The organism is Nocardia sp. NPDC056100, assembly GCF_042266325.1.
Taxonomy (GTDB): Bacteria; Actinomycetota; Actinomycetes; order Mycobacteriales; family Mycobacteriaceae; genus Nocardia.
Genome location: NZ_JBHJVY010000004.1, coordinates 1 through 15719 on the forward strand (window position 1 = coordinate 1; position 15719 = coordinate 15719).

Here is a 15719-nt window from a genome sequence, read left to right on the forward strand (position 1 = left end):
GTCCCATTCCGAACCCGGAAGCTAAGGCCACCTGCGCCGATGGTACTGCACTCGACAGGGTGTGGGAGAGTAGGACACCGCCGGAACATCATTCGCGAAACCCCCTGACTTCGGTCAGGGGGTTTCGTCGTTTCAGGACCTTTTATTGGGTCGCTGATCCTGCGGCATGCTGCGAAGATCCTTGAATGAGTGGGGATCTCGAAGAGCTGATCATTCGTCGCACCTTCCGTCTGCCCGCGGTCGAGGGACCTGCGGGCAATGGGGCGCGGGCGACGAGGCAATTCGATGCGGTCCTGATGTCGTTGGGGTTCAAGCTTTCCGGTGAGTTGTTCGCGCGACTCTCGGGGCTGGCGGCCGGTACCGTCATCGATACCGCGGTGCGGGTGCTGCCCATCGTGCGCCGGATGGTCGGTGCGCATGTCGAGCACAATGTCTACTTCCGGGATTTCCCGAAGAACGTCCCCGGCACGCTCGAGTTCTGGACCGATTGCCTGCGCGGGATTCTCGATGTCGGCGACGTGCTCATCCGCCCGGTGAATCTGCTGGCGCTGCCGGCGTACGGGTCGTATCAGCATGAGTACGCGGAGATGGTGGCCGCGCACGATGAGCTGATCGCGAGCGCCGGGGACCGGATGACCGTGCTGCACGCGGGAGCCGCTCCGGCCGAGGAGGTTTCGGCGCTCTATCTGTCCATGGCGGGCAGTGTGACGCCGTTGAGTGAAGAGGATGTCGCGGTACTGCGCGAGCTCGCACTGCACTGTGCGACGGGCCCGCAGCCGACGGTCATTCCGGTGCGTGAGCATCGCGCGGTCCTCAATGAGGTGCGTCTGGCCGCCGGTGCGGAATTGCTGGTGGACACGGTGACCGATGTGCTGCGGCTGGCCTGCCTGCTGTCCGAGGGTGATGTGTCGCTGCGCGAGCCCACCCGATTCCGGAGTTTCCGCCGACCCGTGCGGCGAGCGCTGCTGGGGGCGCTGGACGCGGTGGTCGATGAGAATCCGGCCAAGCTCGGTGATGTGGGCGTGTACCGCGAACCGTGGAAGCGCCTCGGCGAGCGACTGCATCCGCACGAGTATGCGCGGTATGGCTCCGCGGCAAAGGTTTTCGCGGTGGCGCGGGGTGAGTTGCGAGCGCCTTCGTTCGCCTCCCGAGTCGAGCGGCTGTTGGCTGCCGGTGATGTGGCGGGTGCCGCGTCGGTACTGCGGTCGGCTCCCGGCATGCTGTTCCGTTCCGTGGATCATCTGCTGCGCACTGCGTTCGGTGATGCCGAGCGGGAGGCGGTTTTGCTGGCGCTGGAGTCGTCCATCGAGTCGGTGTCGGGTCGAGTGCTGTTGTCCGTGCGTGAGCATCTGAACAATCGAGGTTCCGGGGCGCGGCGACTGTTCGCGAATCGATCGGGTCGCGGCCTGTCGATTCCCGATACGCGGTATCCGATCGACGCGGAACTGCTGGATCTGGTCGGGCAGTTGATCGATGCCGAGATCACCCGGCGGCTGCCGGTGGGGCTGCGCCTGGTGGTGGATCCGGACATCCTCGAGGTCGCGCTGCCGTTGAGCGGCAAGGGGATCGGTGGCGGCTTCGGTGTGTTGCCGCGCGGTTCCATCGCGCCGGTGACGGGTGAGCTGCTGCGCTTCTTCGTGTATTGGAAGGAGCGGGCGGAGCGGACCGATTTCGACCTGTCCGCGGTCATGCTGGACAACACGTTCAAGGCCTGCGGCTGGCTGTCGTACACCAATCTCACGACGGTGGGCGGGGTGCATTCCGGCGATATCACCGCCGCTCCGGACGGTGCGTCGGAGTTCATCGATCTCCGGCTCGACGGTGTGCCCGCGCAGATGGTGCTGCCGCAGGTGAATGTGTACTCCGGTGAGGGCTTCGACGAGGTGCTGGAGTCCTTCTTCGGCTATATGTCGCGCGATGCCTATCAGCGTGGTCAGCCGTTCGAGCCGAAGACGGTGCGCGCGAAGTCGGAGTTGCGCGGCGCGGGCCGAATCGCGTTGCCGCTGGTGTTCTTTCGCACCGGATACGGCACCGGCTGGCGGGCGAAGTGGCTGCATCTGCATCTGTCCGGCGCACCGGATTTCAATCGGGTGGAGTCCAACCACGTGACCGCGTCGGCGCTGGCGCGCGCGGTGGTCGAGCGGGAGTACCTGCATGTCGGGTATCTGCTCGGCCTCATGTCGGCCGGTTCCGAGTCGGCGCTGTGGGACGGTGGCCCCATTGCCGAGCCGGTGACCTTCATCGGACTGACCCGGCCCGAAGGGTTGCCCGCCGGTTCACGGGTCATCACGCCGGAAAATCTCGGTGACTTGATCCCCGCCTGACTGCTACGGTTGCACGCGGTGAGGCCATGGAGGTGCTTCCTTCTAACTTCTTACAGATTCCAGTGTCTCCGCTTTCCTCACCGCTCAACGTTTTTCGCACCGCACGGGTGCGAGCCAGGAAGGGAGCCGGATATGCGTGTCACGCGCACCGTCGCTGCCCGCCCTCGCTTCGAGGTGATCCTGGTGTCCTCGCCGGCTCGGTGCCGGCTGCGCGGCCGGTACTGAGTTACCCGGGCGACCCCAGATGTAGTTCTCGTCGTCACGGGAATCGCGCTGCTCTGTTCACAGAACCAGCACGAAGGACCAAAGACCGTGCGTACCAATGTTTTCCGACAATCTCTCGATCGTGTCCGCAATCTCGGCATTCTCGCGCACGTGGATGCGGGCAAGACGACCGTCACCGAGCGGATGCTCTTCCTCACCGGCATGACGCATAAGACCGGTGAGGTGCACGACGGCACCACCGTCACCGATTTCGATCCGCAGGAGCGCGAGCGCGGCATCACCATTTTCGCCGCGGCTGTGGCGTGTGAATGGAATGATCACCGGTTCACGGTGATCGATACGCCCGGGCACGTGGACTTCTCGGATGAGGTCGAGCGGTCGCTGCGCGTACTCGACGGTGCGGTAGCGGTTTTCGACGCCGTCGCCGGTGTCGAACCGCAGAGCGAATCCGTATGGCGGCGGGCGGACCGGTACGGCGTACCGCGAATCGCGTTCGTGAACAAGATGGATCGGGTCGGGGCCGATTTCACCGCGGCCGTCGATTCGATTCGCGATCGCCTGCATCCGCTGGCGCTGCCGGTGCAATTGCCGATCGGCGCCGAGGACGGATTCACCGGTGTGGTGGATCTGGTGCGCATGCGGGCGCTGACCTGGCCCGAACGCGCCGTGGTTGCCGGGCCGATTCCGGACGAGTTGGCCGAGGCCGCGCGCAAGGCCCGGTTCGCGCTGGAAGAAGCTGTGGCCGAACAGCATTCGGGCGCGCTGGAGGAGTTCTACGCGCATTCCGGGCTGTCGGACGCCACCCTGGTGCGGGCGCTGCGCGAGCTCACCCTGACCGGTGCGTTGGTCGCGGTGCTGTGCGGTGCGGCGTACCGGGATATCGGGGTGGAACCGCTGCTGGACGCCGTCGTCGACTATCTGCCTTCTCCGCTGGATCGGCCTCCGGTGCGCGGGGACGGTTTCGAGTTGGCGGCGGATCCGGCGGAACCGCTTGCGGCACTGGTGTTCAAGGTGCAGGCGACCGGGACCGGGCGGCTCACGTTCGTGCGCGTGTACGCGGGCACGCTGCGCAAGGGCATGCAGGTGCGGGATGCCGGTACCGGGCGGATCGAGCGGATCGGCCGCATTCTACTGGTGCAGGCGGATCGGCACGAGGAACTGGCGGAAGCGGTGGCCGGGCAGATCGTCGCGGTGATCGGGCCGAAGCAGGCGCGGGCCGGGGCGACGCTGTGTGCACCGGACGCCACCGTGCTGCTGGAGCCGCCGACGATCACCGAGCCGGTGGTGTCGGTGGCGGTGGAGGCGTGCACCAATGCCGAAACCGAAAGACTGGCAACGGCTTTGGCGCGCATGGCCGAGGAGGATCCCTCCCTGGTGGTGCGCACCGATCCGGAGTCGGGCCAGACCCTGCTGTCCGGTGTCGGCGAACTGCATCTCGAGGTGGCGGTGGAGAAGATCCGCCGCGATCGCGGTATCGAGGTGGCGGTCGGTCGTCCGCAGGTGGCCTATCGGGAGACCGTGCTGCGCGGGGTGTCCGGGTTCCGCTACCGGTATGCCAAGCAGAACGGCGGTCAGGGCCAGTTCGCGGATCTGGTGATCGATGTGGAACCCATTCACGTCGATGCCGAGAAGGTCGATTCCGCAGGCGGTTTCGAGTTCCGATCGACGGTGGTCGGCGGTCGCGTGCCCGCGGAGTACGTGCGGGCCGTGGAGGCGGGGTGCCGTGATGCGCTGTCCGACGGTCCGCTGGGTGGGCATCAGGTGCTCGGTGTGCGGGTCACCCTCACCGACGGCTCGACACATCCGGTCGACTCCTCGGAGCGTTCCTTCCGCCTCGGCGGCCGGGCCGCGCTGCGAGATGCCTTGCGTGCCAGTGATATGGCGCTGCTGGAGCCACTCGTGGAGCTGACGGTCACCGCGCCGGAGGAATCGGTCGGTGCGGTGCTGGGTGATATCGCGGCCCGGCGCGGCCGAGTCCTGGACTCGGTCACGCGGGGTTCGACCGTGGTGGTGACGGCGACCGCGCCACTGGCCGAGGTGTTCGGTTATGCGACTCGATTGCGCAGCCGCACCCAGGGCCGGGGCACGTTCACCAGCCGCCCGCTCGGCTACGACCGGGCACCGGCTCGGTAGTTGATGGGTGGCCGGTCCGCAGCAGCGGACCGGCCACTCCTTTTGTCTCGGATATTCGCGCTGAAGGATTGATTGTTGTCGCGACTACGGTTACTGTTGTCGCAACAACAGATAACGCCTCGAGGGGGCAGCCATGATGTACTCGTTCACCGAAGAAGCCGTGATCACGGGCGATATCGACCGGATCTGGGCGGTCGCGACCGATGTCGCGCGCTGGTCGGAGTGGGATCCGCACGAGGAGAAATCGCGCATCGACGGCCCCTTCGCGGCGGGGACGAAGGGATGGGTGAAGCCCAAGGGCGCGCCCGCCGGGCCGTTCACCATCACCGATGTGCGCGCCGGAAGTTCGTGGACCAGCCAGGCGGGTATTCCGTTCGGAAAGCTGCGCGGTCACCGCACCTACGAGGCGCTCGGTGACGGCACGGTGCGGGTGGCCGAGCGGGTGGAGGTGCACGGGCCGTTCGGTCCACTGTTCAGACTGGTGTGGGAGAAGGGGATGCGCGCGGATATGCCGCGCACATTCGAGGCCCTGGAGAAGGAGGCGCTGCGGCGTGAGTGAGGCTGGTTCGGGCGGATCTCGCGGGGTGCCCCGGGGTCCGCTGATGAGTCCGGGTTTCTGGCTGCATCACGCGGCCCTGGAGTGGCGGGCGACGCTGGAGCGGAATCTGCGGCCGCTCGGGCTGACGCCGACGCAGTTCAATCTGCTGGCGTCGGCGGGCTGGCTGGGCCGCGAGGGGGAATTGCCGACCCAGCAGCAGGTCGCCGATATGTCCGGCGCGGATCGCATGATGGGGTCCAAGGTGATTCGCGTACTGGAGGAGCGCGGCCTGCTGATCCGCCGCACCGATCCGGCCGACGCGCGCGTGCTGCGCATCGAAATCACTGCGGAGGGAAGGGAATTGGCCCGCAAGGGCATCCAGACCGCAGTCGACACCGATCAGCAGATCTTCGGTGATTCCGGCGAAGGACTCCGCGATCAGCTGCGACCCATTGCCGCACACCGGATTCCGGACTGACCTACTTCACCAGGATGGCCCGGGTGTAGAGCAGGGAGAAGCCGCGCCGCTGGGCGTTCTGCTGCGATTTGGATCCGGGCTGGGTGGTGATGACGGCGATATCGCAGCCCGCCGCAGCGGCCTCGGTGAGCCGGGCGGACAGCAGCGCGGATTGGATACCGTGCCTGCGGTGCGCGGGAAGTGTTGCCGCACCGGTCAATTGGGCCACTCCCTGGGACATGCGCATGCTCGCGCCGCCCGCGATGGCATCCTCGTGCACCGCCACGTAGCGTTGCACTCCGGCGGCGGCGGTCAGATCGCGCATGGCGTCGGCGATGATCTCGCGCGGGAACTCCTCATGCGAGGCGACGCCCTGGGTATCCGGATGGGCGAAACCGTCGGCGATGATATCGAGCCAGATATCGAATTCCCCTGTGCCGCTGGCCCTTACCTCGATGCCCGCGGGGGTTACCGGTTCCGGCGCATCGGTCAGGTCGATGCCGAGCACGTTCTCGAAGGAGATGAGCCGGTAGCCGCGCCCGGTGAGCAGTTCGGCGATACCCGGATCGCCCAGGTGCGCCAGTTCGACCTGTACGGGGGTGTCGCGGACGGCGAATTGCTTTTCCACCGCATCGAATTCGTCCGCGTCAGGCACGCCCGCGAAGCCGAGACCGGCGACCTTATTGAGCGGTGAGCCCATATCGGCGAAGGAGGCGACCCCGCCGCCGATCGGGATGACGAAGCCCGCTTCGCCGCCGAGCCGGGCGTTCGCCGCCGCGCTGCCCGTGGCGATCAATTCCGTCTCGACCCGCTCGATGCGCGCGCCGAGTTCGACGGAGCAGAACAGGGGTCCGTGTTCGCTTGCCATGGCGTCGAGCCTAGTTCGGCGGGCAACCGGTTTTCCGGATCTTTCGAGGACGCGGTGCCCGCCCGGCCCGGCTGGGTTCGGGGCCTTGCCGACCTGGCCGTATGGTCGGGTGGTGGCTTTTGATCACGTGGCCGACGGCCCGAACGGACTTGTTGTCGGGTTCGACCTGGATATGACGCTGATCGATTCCCGGCCCGGTATCGCCGCGGTATGGGATGCGGTGGCCGCCGAGACCGGGGTGCCGATCGATTCCGAACTGGTGGTGTCGCGATTGGGTCCGCCGCTGGCGGTGGAGGCCGCCGAATGGTTCCCCGAGGCGCGGGTGCCGGATGTGGTGGCGCTGTACCGCAGGCTGTATCCGGGATTGGCGATCGCGCCGAGCGATGACCTGCCGGGTGTGCGGGATTCGCTGGCCGCCGTGCACGCCGCGGGCGGCAAGGTGCTGGTGATCACCGCCAAGAACGGCCCGCACGCGCAATTGCATCTCGATCATCTCGGGCTCGAGGTGGACGACCTCGTGGGCGGGGCGTGGGCGGAGGAGAAGGGGGCGGTGTTGCGCGAGCACGGCGCGTCCATCTATGTCGGTGATCATCTGGGTGATGTGCGCGCGGCCAAGGTCGCGGACGCGTTCTCGGTGGCGGTCACCACGGGACCGTATGCGGCCGAGGAGCTGTCGGCGGAGGGCGCGGATGTGGTGCTGTCCGATCTCACCGAGTTCCCGGCGTGGTTGCGGTCTCATCTAATCCGCTGAATCCCAACAACTCTGGGCTATTCATCCTACTTTTGCCGTCACGCTGATTCGAACGGTGTTCGCGCCGCGCGCGGATCGATACGTTTGCGCTCCCATACTCCGGCTGGGGAGTCGGTGGAGTGCAGAGGAATCAGATGAGCAAGCAGTGGTCCGGGTCGCGCCGGCTTCGGGTTTTGGCTGGGGTCGCGTCCGCGGCCATGGTGGCGGCGCTGGTGTCGGCCTGCGGCGGTTCGTCATCCGACAGCGGCGGGGACACCGTGTATTTCGGTGTCTCGGGACCGAAGACGGGCGCTTCGGCGGAGTACGGGCGGCTGTGGCAGCAGGGTTTCGATCTGGCGCTGGAGCAGGTCAACGCGGCGGGCGGCATCAACGGTAAGAAAGTCGCGCTGAAGTGGGAGGATTCGCAGTCCGACCCGAAGCAGACGGTGCCGATCGCCACCAAGTTCGTCGGCGACAATTCCATCATCGCGGAATTGGGCGACTTCTCCTCGCCCGCTTCGATCGCGGCGTCGCCGGTGTACAACCGCGGCAAGCTGGTGCAGTACGGCTTCACCAATTCCTCGGTGGATTTCACCAAGGGCGGCGACTATTCGTGGAGCCCATCCATCACCCTGGATGTGTTCCAGGAGCGCAATGCGCAGTGGGTGCAGGCCAAGGCCAAGAAGGTTTCCGTGGTCTACCTCGAAACCGATTGGGGTAAGCAGGCTTTCCAGTTCTTCCAGCAGTCCGCGAAGGACAAGGGCATCGAGATCGCCTACTCCTCGTCGATTCTGCCGGACTCGCAGGACTTCCGTCCCGTGCTGATCAAGGGCCGCGATGCCAATCCGGACGCGTTCGTGCACCTGGGTTACGGCCCGGACGGCGCGCTGATCGTCAAGCAGCTGCGTGATGTCGGGTACAAGGGCCAGTTCTTCGGCGGCCAGAACACCCCGCAGTTCATTCAGCTGGCCGGGACCGCGGCCGAGGGCGATATCGTGAACGGCATTTTCGCGCCGACCGATACCAGCCCGAAGGTGCAGGACTTCGTCACCAAGTTCAAGGCCAAGTTCAATACTGATCCGGGCGACTTCAACGTGTACGCCTACGACGCCATCAATGTGCTGGTGAAGGCCGCCAAGCACGGCGGGGCCACTCGCGAGGGCATTCTGAAGGGCTTGCGCGAGGTCAAGGATTTCGACGGTATCGGGCTGGGCAATTCGTTCGCCTTCGATCAGCAGACGCGTCGGCCGAGCGGTGTGAAGCCGATCGAATTGCTGTTGAAGAACGGCTCTTTCGTGCCGACCGGTAACAAGTAGATGTTCGACACGCTCATCGCGGGTCTGGTGCACGGCAATGCGTACGCGCTCATTGCCGTGGGCATCACCCTGATCTTCGGGGTCAGCAATGTCATCAATTTCGCGCACGGCGCGATCTTCGCGTTCGGTTCGGTGCTGGGCTGGTGGCTGATCGCCCAGCACGGGCTGCCGCTGTGGTTCGCGCTGATCGTGGTGGTCGGGGTGACCGCGCTGGTCGGCGTCGGCATCGATGTGCTGGCGGTGCGGCCGCTGCGCCGCGCCCCGGCCATCGCCGCCCTGCTGGCCACCGTGGCGGTCGGGTTGATCATCGAGAACGTGGTGGCGCTGGTGTTCGGGCCGGAAACCCGGCCGTTCCCACAGGTGCTGTCCACCAATAACTTTCAGCTCGGCGGGGTGCGGTTCGGCACCTCGGACGTGGTGATGTTCGGTATCACCGTCACGGTGATGGCCGGGCTGTGGGCCTTCCTGCGGTTCGGGCGGTACGGGCTGGCGATTCGCGCCACCGCGCAGGATCCGGACGCGGCCGCGCAAATGGGTATCAGCGTGGGGCGGATTCAATCGCTGGCCTTCGCCATCGCGTCCGGATTGGGCGGGCTGGCGGGCATCTTCGTCGGGCTCTACAACTCGAATATCTCCCCGACCAGCGGCGGTGTCGTCGGCATGACGGGTTTCGTCGCCGCGACCATCGGCGGGCTCGGCTCGATTCCAGGTGCGGTGCTGGGCGGTTTCGTGCTCGGGCTGGTGGAGGCGTTCGGCATCTACACCTTCGGGGACGGGTACCGGGATCTGATCACCTTCGGACTGCTGGTGGTGTTCCTGGTGCTGCGGCCGGGTGGTTTGCTGGCGCGGCCGCCCGCCATCGAATCCGAACCGCTGACCGGGACCTTCCTGGGTTCGGGGCGGCAGTGGCGGATTCGATGGTGGCATGCGCTGATCGCGTTCGCCGTTGCGGGACTTGTCATTCCGGCGCTGTCGAATGACTACGGGATCTCGGTGGGGACGCAGATTCTGGCGTACGCCATCATCGCGGTGTCCATGACGCTGGTCGCCGGATCGGCGGGTCAGCTGGCCATCGGGCAGGCGGGGCCGATCGCCATCGGCGCGTATACCTCGGCGGTGCTGACCGTTTCGCACGGCTGGGCGTTCCTGCCCGCCATTCTCGTGGCGGGAATCGTTGCGGCCGTGGTGTCTTCGGTGCTGGCCGCACCGCTGTGGCGGCTCGGTGGGCACTATGTCGCCATCGCGACCCTGGGCATCGGGATCGTGACGGTGGCGCTGATTCGCAATTGGGAATCGGTGACGCGCGGCAGTTACGGCATCTTCGGAATCCCGTCGCCGGAGCTCTTCGGAGTCGAATTCACCACGCACACCGAGATTTTCCGGCTGGAGCTGGTGGTGCTGGCGATCACCCTCGCGGTGATCCTGGGTGTGCAGCGGTCCCGGCTGGGCACCGCCATCCGGGCCATCGGCGCGGACGAGGTCGCGGCGCGTTCGGCCGGTGTCCCAGTGCGGGATTACAAGGCGCTCGCCTTCGCGCTGGCCGCGTTCTTCTCCGGGATCGGCGGTGCGCTACTGGCGCACCAGTATTCGTACATCGATCCGACCGTGTTCAACCTGCCGATGTCACTGCTGGTGGTGACGATTCTCGTACTAGGAGGCACCGCCTCGCCCTACGGCGCGGTGCTCGGCGCGGCCGTGCTGATCGGTGTGCCGGAGGCGCTGCGGCTCGCGCCCGAACTGCGCATCGTGCTCTACGGCCTGGTGCTGCTACTGGTCGTGCGGTTCCGGCCGCAGGGCATTCTGGTGAGGAGGGAACGTGTCCGAGTCACAGCCTGAACCGGTACTCGCGGTGCGCGGGCTACGGCGTTCGTTCGGGGGTGTGAAAGCTGTGGATGGAATCGAATTCACCATCGCGCCCGGCGAATTCGTCTCGATCATCGGACCCAATGGGTCCGGGAAATCGACAACGGTGAACCTGATCTCCGGGGTTTTGAAGCCGGATGGCGGGGATATTCTCGTGCGGGGCAAGCGAATTCGCCAGGGACGGCCGGAAGCCGCAGCGGCGGCGGGTATCGCGCGCACCTTCCAGAACGGGCGGGTGTTCGGCAATATGACCGTCCGCGAGAATGTGGACGTCGGTTTGCAGACCACCCTGCGGGCCTCGCGCCCACTGCGCGCCCTCGCCGGAATTCCCCTGCTGCGCTGGATATCCCTGCTCGCCGAGGTCTTCGTCGCGCTGATCCCGACCCCGGCCGCCCGCGCCGAACGCAAGGCCACCGCCGAACGGATCGACGCGCAGATCGCCCGCTTCCAGGAACGGCTCGGCCCGCGCGCCGACGATCCCGCGTACACCCTGTCCTACGCCAATCGCCGCCGCACCGAGATCGCCCGCGCCCTGGCGCTGGAACCCGATCTACTGCTGCTCGACGAGCCCGCCGCGGGCATGAACCAGACCGAGACCGCCGAAATCGGCAGGCAACTCGCCGAATTGAAGGCGCACGGTCACACCGTGCTGCTGGTCGAACACAAAATGGACCTCGTCCACGACCTGTCCGACCGCGTACTGGTACTCGACGAGGGCCGCGTGATCGCGGAGGGCACCCCGGACCAGGTGCTGGCCGATCCGCGCGTCATCGAGGCATATCTCGGGCGCAGTCGGGCGGCCGCCGTGGAGCCGGACCGGACGCATAGCGAACCACAGACCGAAGGAAAGGTCACCGCCGATGTCGGTTAGTGCTATTCCGCAGGTCATATCCGCTGCGGCCGGGTTCGACGGGGACATCGAGCCAATCCTCGAATTCGACCGGGTGGTGGTGCATTACGGGGCATCTCGGGCTTTGAACGAAGTGTCATTGCGGGTTCGGCCGGGGGAGATCGTTTCGCTGTTGGGCGGCAACGCTTCCGGGAAGTCGACCACGATGAAGACCGCTCTCGGGCTGTTGAAGCCCAGTTCCGGCACGGTGCGCATAGACGGTGTGGACGTGAGCACCACGCCACCGTCGGCGCGTATCAAGGCCGGGCTGGCGTCGGTTCCGGAGGCGCGGCGCGTCTTCCCCGCCATGACGGTCGAGGAGAACCTCTTCGTGGGCGGCTATATCCGCAAGGAGCGTCGTTCGGTGCTGGCGGCGCGGGCCGCTGAGATGTTCGAGCATTTTCCGCGTCTGGCCGAGCGGCGCAGCCAGCGCGCGGGCACGCTGTCCGGCGGTGAGCAGCAGATGCTGGCCTTCGCCCGCGCGCTCATGAGCAAGCCGCGGCTCATCTGCATGGATGAGCCGACCATGGGCCTGTCACCGAAGTTCGTGGACCGGGTGCTCGATGAAATCGCCCGGCTGAACCGGGAATTGGGGCTGGCGATCCTCATCGTGGAGCAGCAGGCCGAACTCGCGCTGAGCATCGCACACACCGCGAATGTGCTGCGCTCCGGCGAGATCGTGCTGCACGGCCCCGCCGGGGAACTGATCGGCGATCCGGCCGTCCGTGATGCCTACCTGGGCAAGGCGGCGGTGTGAACGGCCGCCCACCGAGGCGAGATAGGGAGGAGACGGCATGACCCCGCAGCGGTTGGGGCTGTTCACCAGGCTGGTGCGTTCGGAGGCCACCGAGGACGCGGCGACCGTCTACCAACACGCGCTCGAGCAGTTCGAGCTGGCCGAGCGGCTCGGGTACGACGCGGCGTGGGTGGCGCAGCATCACCTGGATCCGGATGAGGGCGGGTTGCCGTCACCGTTCGTATTTCTGGCGCATGCGGCCGCACGGTTTCCGAAGCTGCGGCTCGGGACCGCGATCGTGACGCTCGCGCTGGAGGATCCGATCCGGGTGGCCGAGGACGCCGCCGTGCTGGATGTGCTCAGTGGCGGTCGGCTCGAAATCGGTTTCGGCGCGGGCGGTTCCAGGCACGCTTTCGAACTGTTCGATCTCGCCGGGGCCGATCGGCAGCAGGTGTACGCCGAGAAGCTCGCGGTGCTGACGGCCGCGCTGTCGGGCGCGGCGCTGGTCGGGGATCGCGGTCTGAACCCGCCGGCGGGGACGCTGCGGAATCGGGTGTGGCAGGCCACCTTCTCCGCTGCGGGCGCGCACCGGGCCGGACTCGCGGGCGACGGCCTGCTGCTGTCCAAGGCGCAGCCGCGGGACGCGGAGACCGCCGGTGCCACCCTCTGGGAGATCCAGGAGCCGCTGGTGGCGGCGTACCTGGCCGCACTGCCGGATGGGGTCGAGCCGCGAATCGGCGCTTCCCGAGGCGTTTTCATCGCCGACGATCACGACACCGCGTGGAAGTTCGCCGAACGCGGCGCGACGCGCTTCCTGGAGCAATTGCGCCGCAACGGCGGTCCGGACGTGGGCGGCAGTGTCGAGGAGGTGCTGCGCGATTCCTTCGTCGGCACCCCCGGCGAGGTGGTCGCGAAACTCGCCGCCGACACCGCGCTGCGGCAATCCACCGATTTCATCGTGCAGGTGCATCCGGTCGATCCCGGCCACGAGGCGACCCTGCGCTCCATCGAACTCATTGCCACCGAGGTTGCGCCGCAACTGGGTCGGCGGGAAGGACCGGAACAGTGAGCGAAACAGCCACCGGCACGGGCATACCCGTGGCCGAGGACACGCGGCCGGGTGGGAGCCGCACTGCCGCAGGCGAACTCACGGCCGAACGCGAACTCACGGCCGAGGTGGCGGATGTGATCGCCGCGGTGCTCGGTCCCCGCGCCGCGGCCGTTCGGGACCTCCGGAACGAGCGACCGGCTGTCGTGGAGCACACCCAGGGCGTGTACGAGGCGTTGCTGAACGGTCCGGCGGCGGAGTCGGTGGGGCGCTCGCGGTTGATAGCGGCCGCCGTCGCGATGGCCGAGCTGGCGGGTGCGCCGGAATTGGCCGCGCACTACGCGGGTCTGGGAACCGTTCCGGTGGAGGGTGATCCGGTGCTGGCAGCGATTCTGCGGCATGCCGCGCTGGTGAGCACCGCGCCCGCCACCGCGACGCGCGCCGATATCGAGGCGCTGGCGGCGGTCGGCCTTTCCGAGAACGACATCGTCACCGTGGCGCAGCTCATCGGCTACGTGCACTTCCAGGTCCGGCTGCTGGCCGGGCTCACGCTGATCGGAGCGGAACATGAGTGAGAACGCCGCCGTGCGCGAGGTGCGCAGTGTCGAACCCGCCCGTCGCCCTGCGGGTTTCACCCAGGAGCAGCTGGATTGGGTGCCGTGGGTGGAGCCGATAAAACTCGCCGACGCGGACGCGGAACAGGCTCCGCTGCTGGCGGGAGATCGCGGTGTCGGACCGTATTTTCGAGTATTGGCGCGTAATGCCGACGTGCTCGCGCATCGCAGCGGAAATGACAGGGAGATCTTCTACGGCCGGGATGGATTGGGCAGGGCCGAAAGGGAACTCGCCGCCACGGTGACCTCGCGCCACAATGGTTGCGAGTATTGCGCTTCGGTGCATTCGCGCTTCACCTCGGCGCTGTCCAAACGGGAATCCGACGTCCAGCGGCTGCTGGACGAGGGCAATGGCGTGCGGATCGACGAAAGGTGGGACGCCGTCGTCGATTTCGTGGACGCGCTGGCCGCGAACCCGCCGCGGGCGCGGCCGGCGCATATCGAGCGACTTCGTGAGCTGGGTTTCGCCGAGGCCGAGATCCACGATCTGGTGCTCTCGACCGCTTCCTTCTCCTGGGCCAATCGGCTTATGCTCACCCTCGGTGAGCCGGAGGTTCCCGCTGGTAGAGGGTGATCTAGGGCCCTATCGAAAAAATTCTAGAATTTTCCTGCAAAAGCTTCCCCGGGTGGGGTTGGGCTGGGTATGTTCCCGATGGCAAACAGTCAGTGACCGCACTGACACTGGTTATCGATCGGAGCACCACCATGACCAACCTCCTCTCTGACGTCCTCGTGCAGACCATCCTGAAGCTGCTCGCGACCGGCTCGGCGAGCGGTTCCGCCAAGTAGCCACGCGAATGCCATCTTTCGGCTACTGCGCGGGAGCCGAGGAGGCACGAAAGGGCCCGATCCTTGACGAGGGGATCGGGCCCTTTCTCATGTCCGGCCGAAGTCGGGGGTGCGCGGCGGTGCCGCGGCGATCGTCGGCCGGTCACCGATAAGCCGGGAAATAAATCCTAAAAATCTCCTGCAAAAGTATTCCGTCCAGTTCGCCTGCTCTGTATCGTGCTGAGTGGCAAACGATCAGTGATTTTCGGTCCAATGCGGCATCGGAAAGCGATTCTCCCCCCGGATTCGCGTTCCGAACCTGGGGCGGTTCCCCTGCCTATACCCGCCGCTCCCAGGTGCGCCGCAACGTTCCGAACCACTGAGCCAACTTTCGGCTATCGCGCGGGATACCGAAGGTGCAAACGAAGGGCCCGATCCATGACGAGGGGATCGGGCCCTTCGGTATTGTCTGGCGCAATGTCTCAGGAAACGAACGCGGGAAGAATGTACGCCGGGCAGCCCGTAGAAGACCGGCAACGGCAGCGTCGTGCACGTTTTCTGGAGTCGGGGCTGACGGTATTCGCACGCGACGGATACGCCAACAGCTCCGTCGGCGCCATCTGTAAGGACGCCGGACTCTCCTCACGCCAGTTCTACGAGGAGTTCACCGGGCGCGAATCGCTACTGCTCGAGCTCTACGAGCAGATCGATCGCGAATCGCGGGAAGCCGTGGCGGCCACCATCGCCGATCACTCCGACGCCAGTGCCATCGACATCATCGACGCCGCCGTGCGCGCCTATATCGAGTCGATCGGGCGAGATCCGCGCAAGGCGCGGGTCGCCCTCGTCGAAGTCGTGGGCGCCGGGCCGAAGGTGGAGAAGTTCCGCCTGGAACTGCGCCGCGCCTGGGGCGCGCTGCTCGCCGGAGCCGCCGAGGATGCCGCCATGCACGGCGAAATCCCGCCCGGCGACTACGAAATGCGCGTACTGGCCATCATCGGCGCGGTGAACTACGTCGTCGACGCCTGGAGCGGTTCCGAACCGCGCCAGCCGCTCGACGAGGTCATCAGCGTGCTGCGCCGCGTCATCATGGGCGCCGTCAGCGCCTGACATACCGAACAGCGTCCGCCGCACCGGCTTTGCGCCGGTGCGGCGTCCTGTGTTGCCCACAGGGCCGCGTTCGTGCCGCTGTGCGGGTGCGGGCGGGGCA

The 15719-nt window shown here is 66.7% G+C and carries 15 protein-coding genes and 1 rRNA gene; 15 read left to right on the forward strand and 1 reads right to left on the reverse strand.

The window, feature by feature from the left end; all coding sequences use genetic code 11:
* The 5 genes from rrf to ACFC0O_RS30590 all read left to right on the forward strand — a co-directional run.
* Positions 1-86: ribosomal RNA gene (gene rrf, locus ACFC0O_RS30570) — 5S ribosomal RNA — on the forward strand; the annotation flags it as partial.
* A gap of 99 nt (positions 87-185) precedes the next feature.
* Positions 186-2324, forward strand: a complete 2139-nt coding sequence (locus tag ACFC0O_RS30575; RefSeq protein WP_375963979.1) for a hypothetical protein — start codon at positions 186-188, stop codon at positions 2322-2324.
* Between the two features lie 312 nt (positions 2325-2636).
* On the forward strand, positions 2637-4682 hold the full coding sequence (gene fusA / locus ACFC0O_RS30580) for an elongation factor G (protein ID WP_375963982.1): 2046 nt from the start codon (positions 2637-2639) through the stop codon (positions 4680-4682).
* Positions 4683-4815: 133 nt separating this feature from the next.
* Positions 4816-5241 (forward strand): SRPBCC family protein, encoded by a 426-nt coding sequence (locus ACFC0O_RS30585; protein WP_375963984.1) that lies wholly within the window; start codon positions 4816-4818, stop codon positions 5239-5241.
* Positions 5234-5698, forward strand: coding sequence for a MarR family winged helix-turn-helix transcriptional regulator (locus ACFC0O_RS30590; RefSeq protein WP_375963987.1), 465 nt, complete (start codon positions 5234-5236; stop codon positions 5696-5698). Before ACFC0O_RS30585 ends, ACFC0O_RS30590 begins: the two co-directional genes overlap by 8 nt.
* 1 nt (position 5699) lies before the next feature.
* Here the strand turns inward: ACFC0O_RS30590 and ACFC0O_RS30595 are convergent, their stop codons facing one another.
* The gene (locus ACFC0O_RS30595; RefSeq protein WP_375966341.1) at positions 5700-6524 is read right to left on the reverse strand and encodes a GNAT family N-acetyltransferase; all 825 of its coding nucleotides are present in this window, start codon (positions 6522-6524) and stop codon (positions 5700-5702) included.
* 133 nt (positions 6525-6657) lie between these two features.
* Between ACFC0O_RS30595 and ACFC0O_RS30600 the strand changes: the two genes are divergently transcribed.
* From ACFC0O_RS30600 to ACFC0O_RS30645, 10 genes are all read left to right on the forward strand, one after another.
* Positions 6658-7296, forward strand: a complete 639-nt coding sequence (locus tag ACFC0O_RS30600) for an HAD family hydrolase (protein WP_375963990.1) — start codon at positions 6658-6660, stop codon at positions 7294-7296.
* A 134-nt stretch (positions 7297-7430) separates the two neighbouring features.
* The gene (locus ACFC0O_RS30605) at positions 7431-8591 is read left to right on the forward strand and encodes an ABC transporter substrate-binding protein (protein ID WP_375963992.1); all 1161 of its coding nucleotides are present in this window, start codon (positions 7431-7433) and stop codon (positions 8589-8591) included.
* A complete protein-coding gene (locus ACFC0O_RS30610; RefSeq protein ID WP_375963994.1) occupies positions 8592-10427 on the forward strand; it encodes an ABC transporter permease in 1836 nt (611 codons plus the stop codon).
* Positions 10408-11325 carry an ABC transporter ATP-binding protein gene (locus ACFC0O_RS30615; protein ID WP_375963996.1) on the forward strand — a complete coding sequence of 306 codons (918 nt, stop codon included), beginning with the start codon at positions 10408-10410 and terminating at the stop codon, positions 11323-11325. Before ACFC0O_RS30610 ends, ACFC0O_RS30615 begins: the two co-directional genes overlap by 20 nt.
* Entirely contained in the window at positions 11315-12100 is a 786-nt protein-coding gene (locus tag ACFC0O_RS30620; RefSeq protein WP_375963998.1) for an ABC transporter ATP-binding protein, read from the forward strand. The genes ACFC0O_RS30615 and ACFC0O_RS30620 overlap by 11 nt, the downstream gene beginning before the upstream one ends.
* Positions 12101-12137: 37 nt before the next feature.
* Positions 12138-13148 (forward strand): putative FMN-dependent luciferase-like monooxygenase, encoded by a 1011-nt coding sequence (locus ACFC0O_RS30625; protein WP_375964000.1) that lies wholly within the window; start codon positions 12138-12140, stop codon positions 13146-13148.
* Entirely contained in the window at positions 13145-13702 is a 558-nt protein-coding gene (locus ACFC0O_RS30630; protein WP_375964002.1) for a hypothetical protein, read from the forward strand. The genes ACFC0O_RS30625 and ACFC0O_RS30630 overlap by 4 nt, the downstream gene beginning before the upstream one ends.
* Positions 13695-14315: a peroxidase-related enzyme gene (locus ACFC0O_RS30635; protein WP_375964004.1), complete on the forward strand. Its 621-nt coding sequence runs from the start codon at positions 13695-13697 to the stop codon at positions 14313-14315. Before ACFC0O_RS30630 ends, ACFC0O_RS30635 begins: the two co-directional genes overlap by 8 nt.
* A gap of 92 nt (positions 14316-14407) precedes the next feature.
* Positions 14408-14530 carry a hypothetical protein gene (locus ACFC0O_RS30640; RefSeq protein ID WP_364649487.1) on the forward strand — a complete coding sequence of 41 codons (123 nt, stop codon included), beginning with the start codon at positions 14408-14410 and terminating at the stop codon, positions 14528-14530.
* Positions 14531-14986: 456 nt separating this feature from the next.
* Positions 14987-15619, forward strand: coding sequence for a TetR/AcrR family transcriptional regulator (locus tag ACFC0O_RS30645; protein ID WP_364649483.1), 633 nt, complete (start codon positions 14987-14989; stop codon positions 15617-15619).
* Positions 15620-15719 lie beyond the last annotated feature (100 nt).

What these genes read in the sequence shown, in the direction of transcription:
- ACFC0O_RS30575 (WP_375963979.1), top strand. Translation starts at nt 186, where the DNA reads ATGAGTGGGGATCTCGAAGAGCTGATCATTCGTCGCACCTTCCGTCTG.
- ACFC0O_RS30605 (WP_375963992.1), top strand. Translation starts at nt 7,431, where the DNA reads ATGAGCAAGCAGTGGTCCGGGTCGCGCCGGCTTCGGGTTTTGGCTGGG.
- ACFC0O_RS30625 (WP_375964000.1), top strand. Translation starts at nt 12,138, where the DNA reads ATGACCCCGCAGCGGTTGGGGCTGTTCACCAGGCTGGTGCGTTCGGAG.
- ACFC0O_RS30645 (WP_364649483.1), top strand. Translation starts at nt 14,987, where the DNA reads ATGTCTCAGGAAACGAACGCGGGAAGAATGTACGCCGGGCAGCCCGTA.
- ACFC0O_RS30620 (WP_375963998.1), top strand. Translation starts at nt 11,315, where the DNA reads ATGTCGGTTAGTGCTATTCCGCAGGTCATATCCGCTGCGGCCGGGTTC.
- ACFC0O_RS30635 (WP_375964004.1), top strand. Translation starts at nt 13,695, where the DNA reads ATGAGTGAGAACGCCGCCGTGCGCGAGGTGCGCAGTGTCGAACCCGCC.
- ACFC0O_RS30610 (WP_375963994.1), top strand. Translation starts at nt 8,592, where the DNA reads ATGTTCGACACGCTCATCGCGGGTCTGGTGCACGGCAATGCGTACGCG.
- ACFC0O_RS30585 (WP_375963984.1), top strand. Translation starts at nt 4,816, where the DNA reads ATGATGTACTCGTTCACCGAAGAAGCCGTGATCACGGGCGATATCGAC.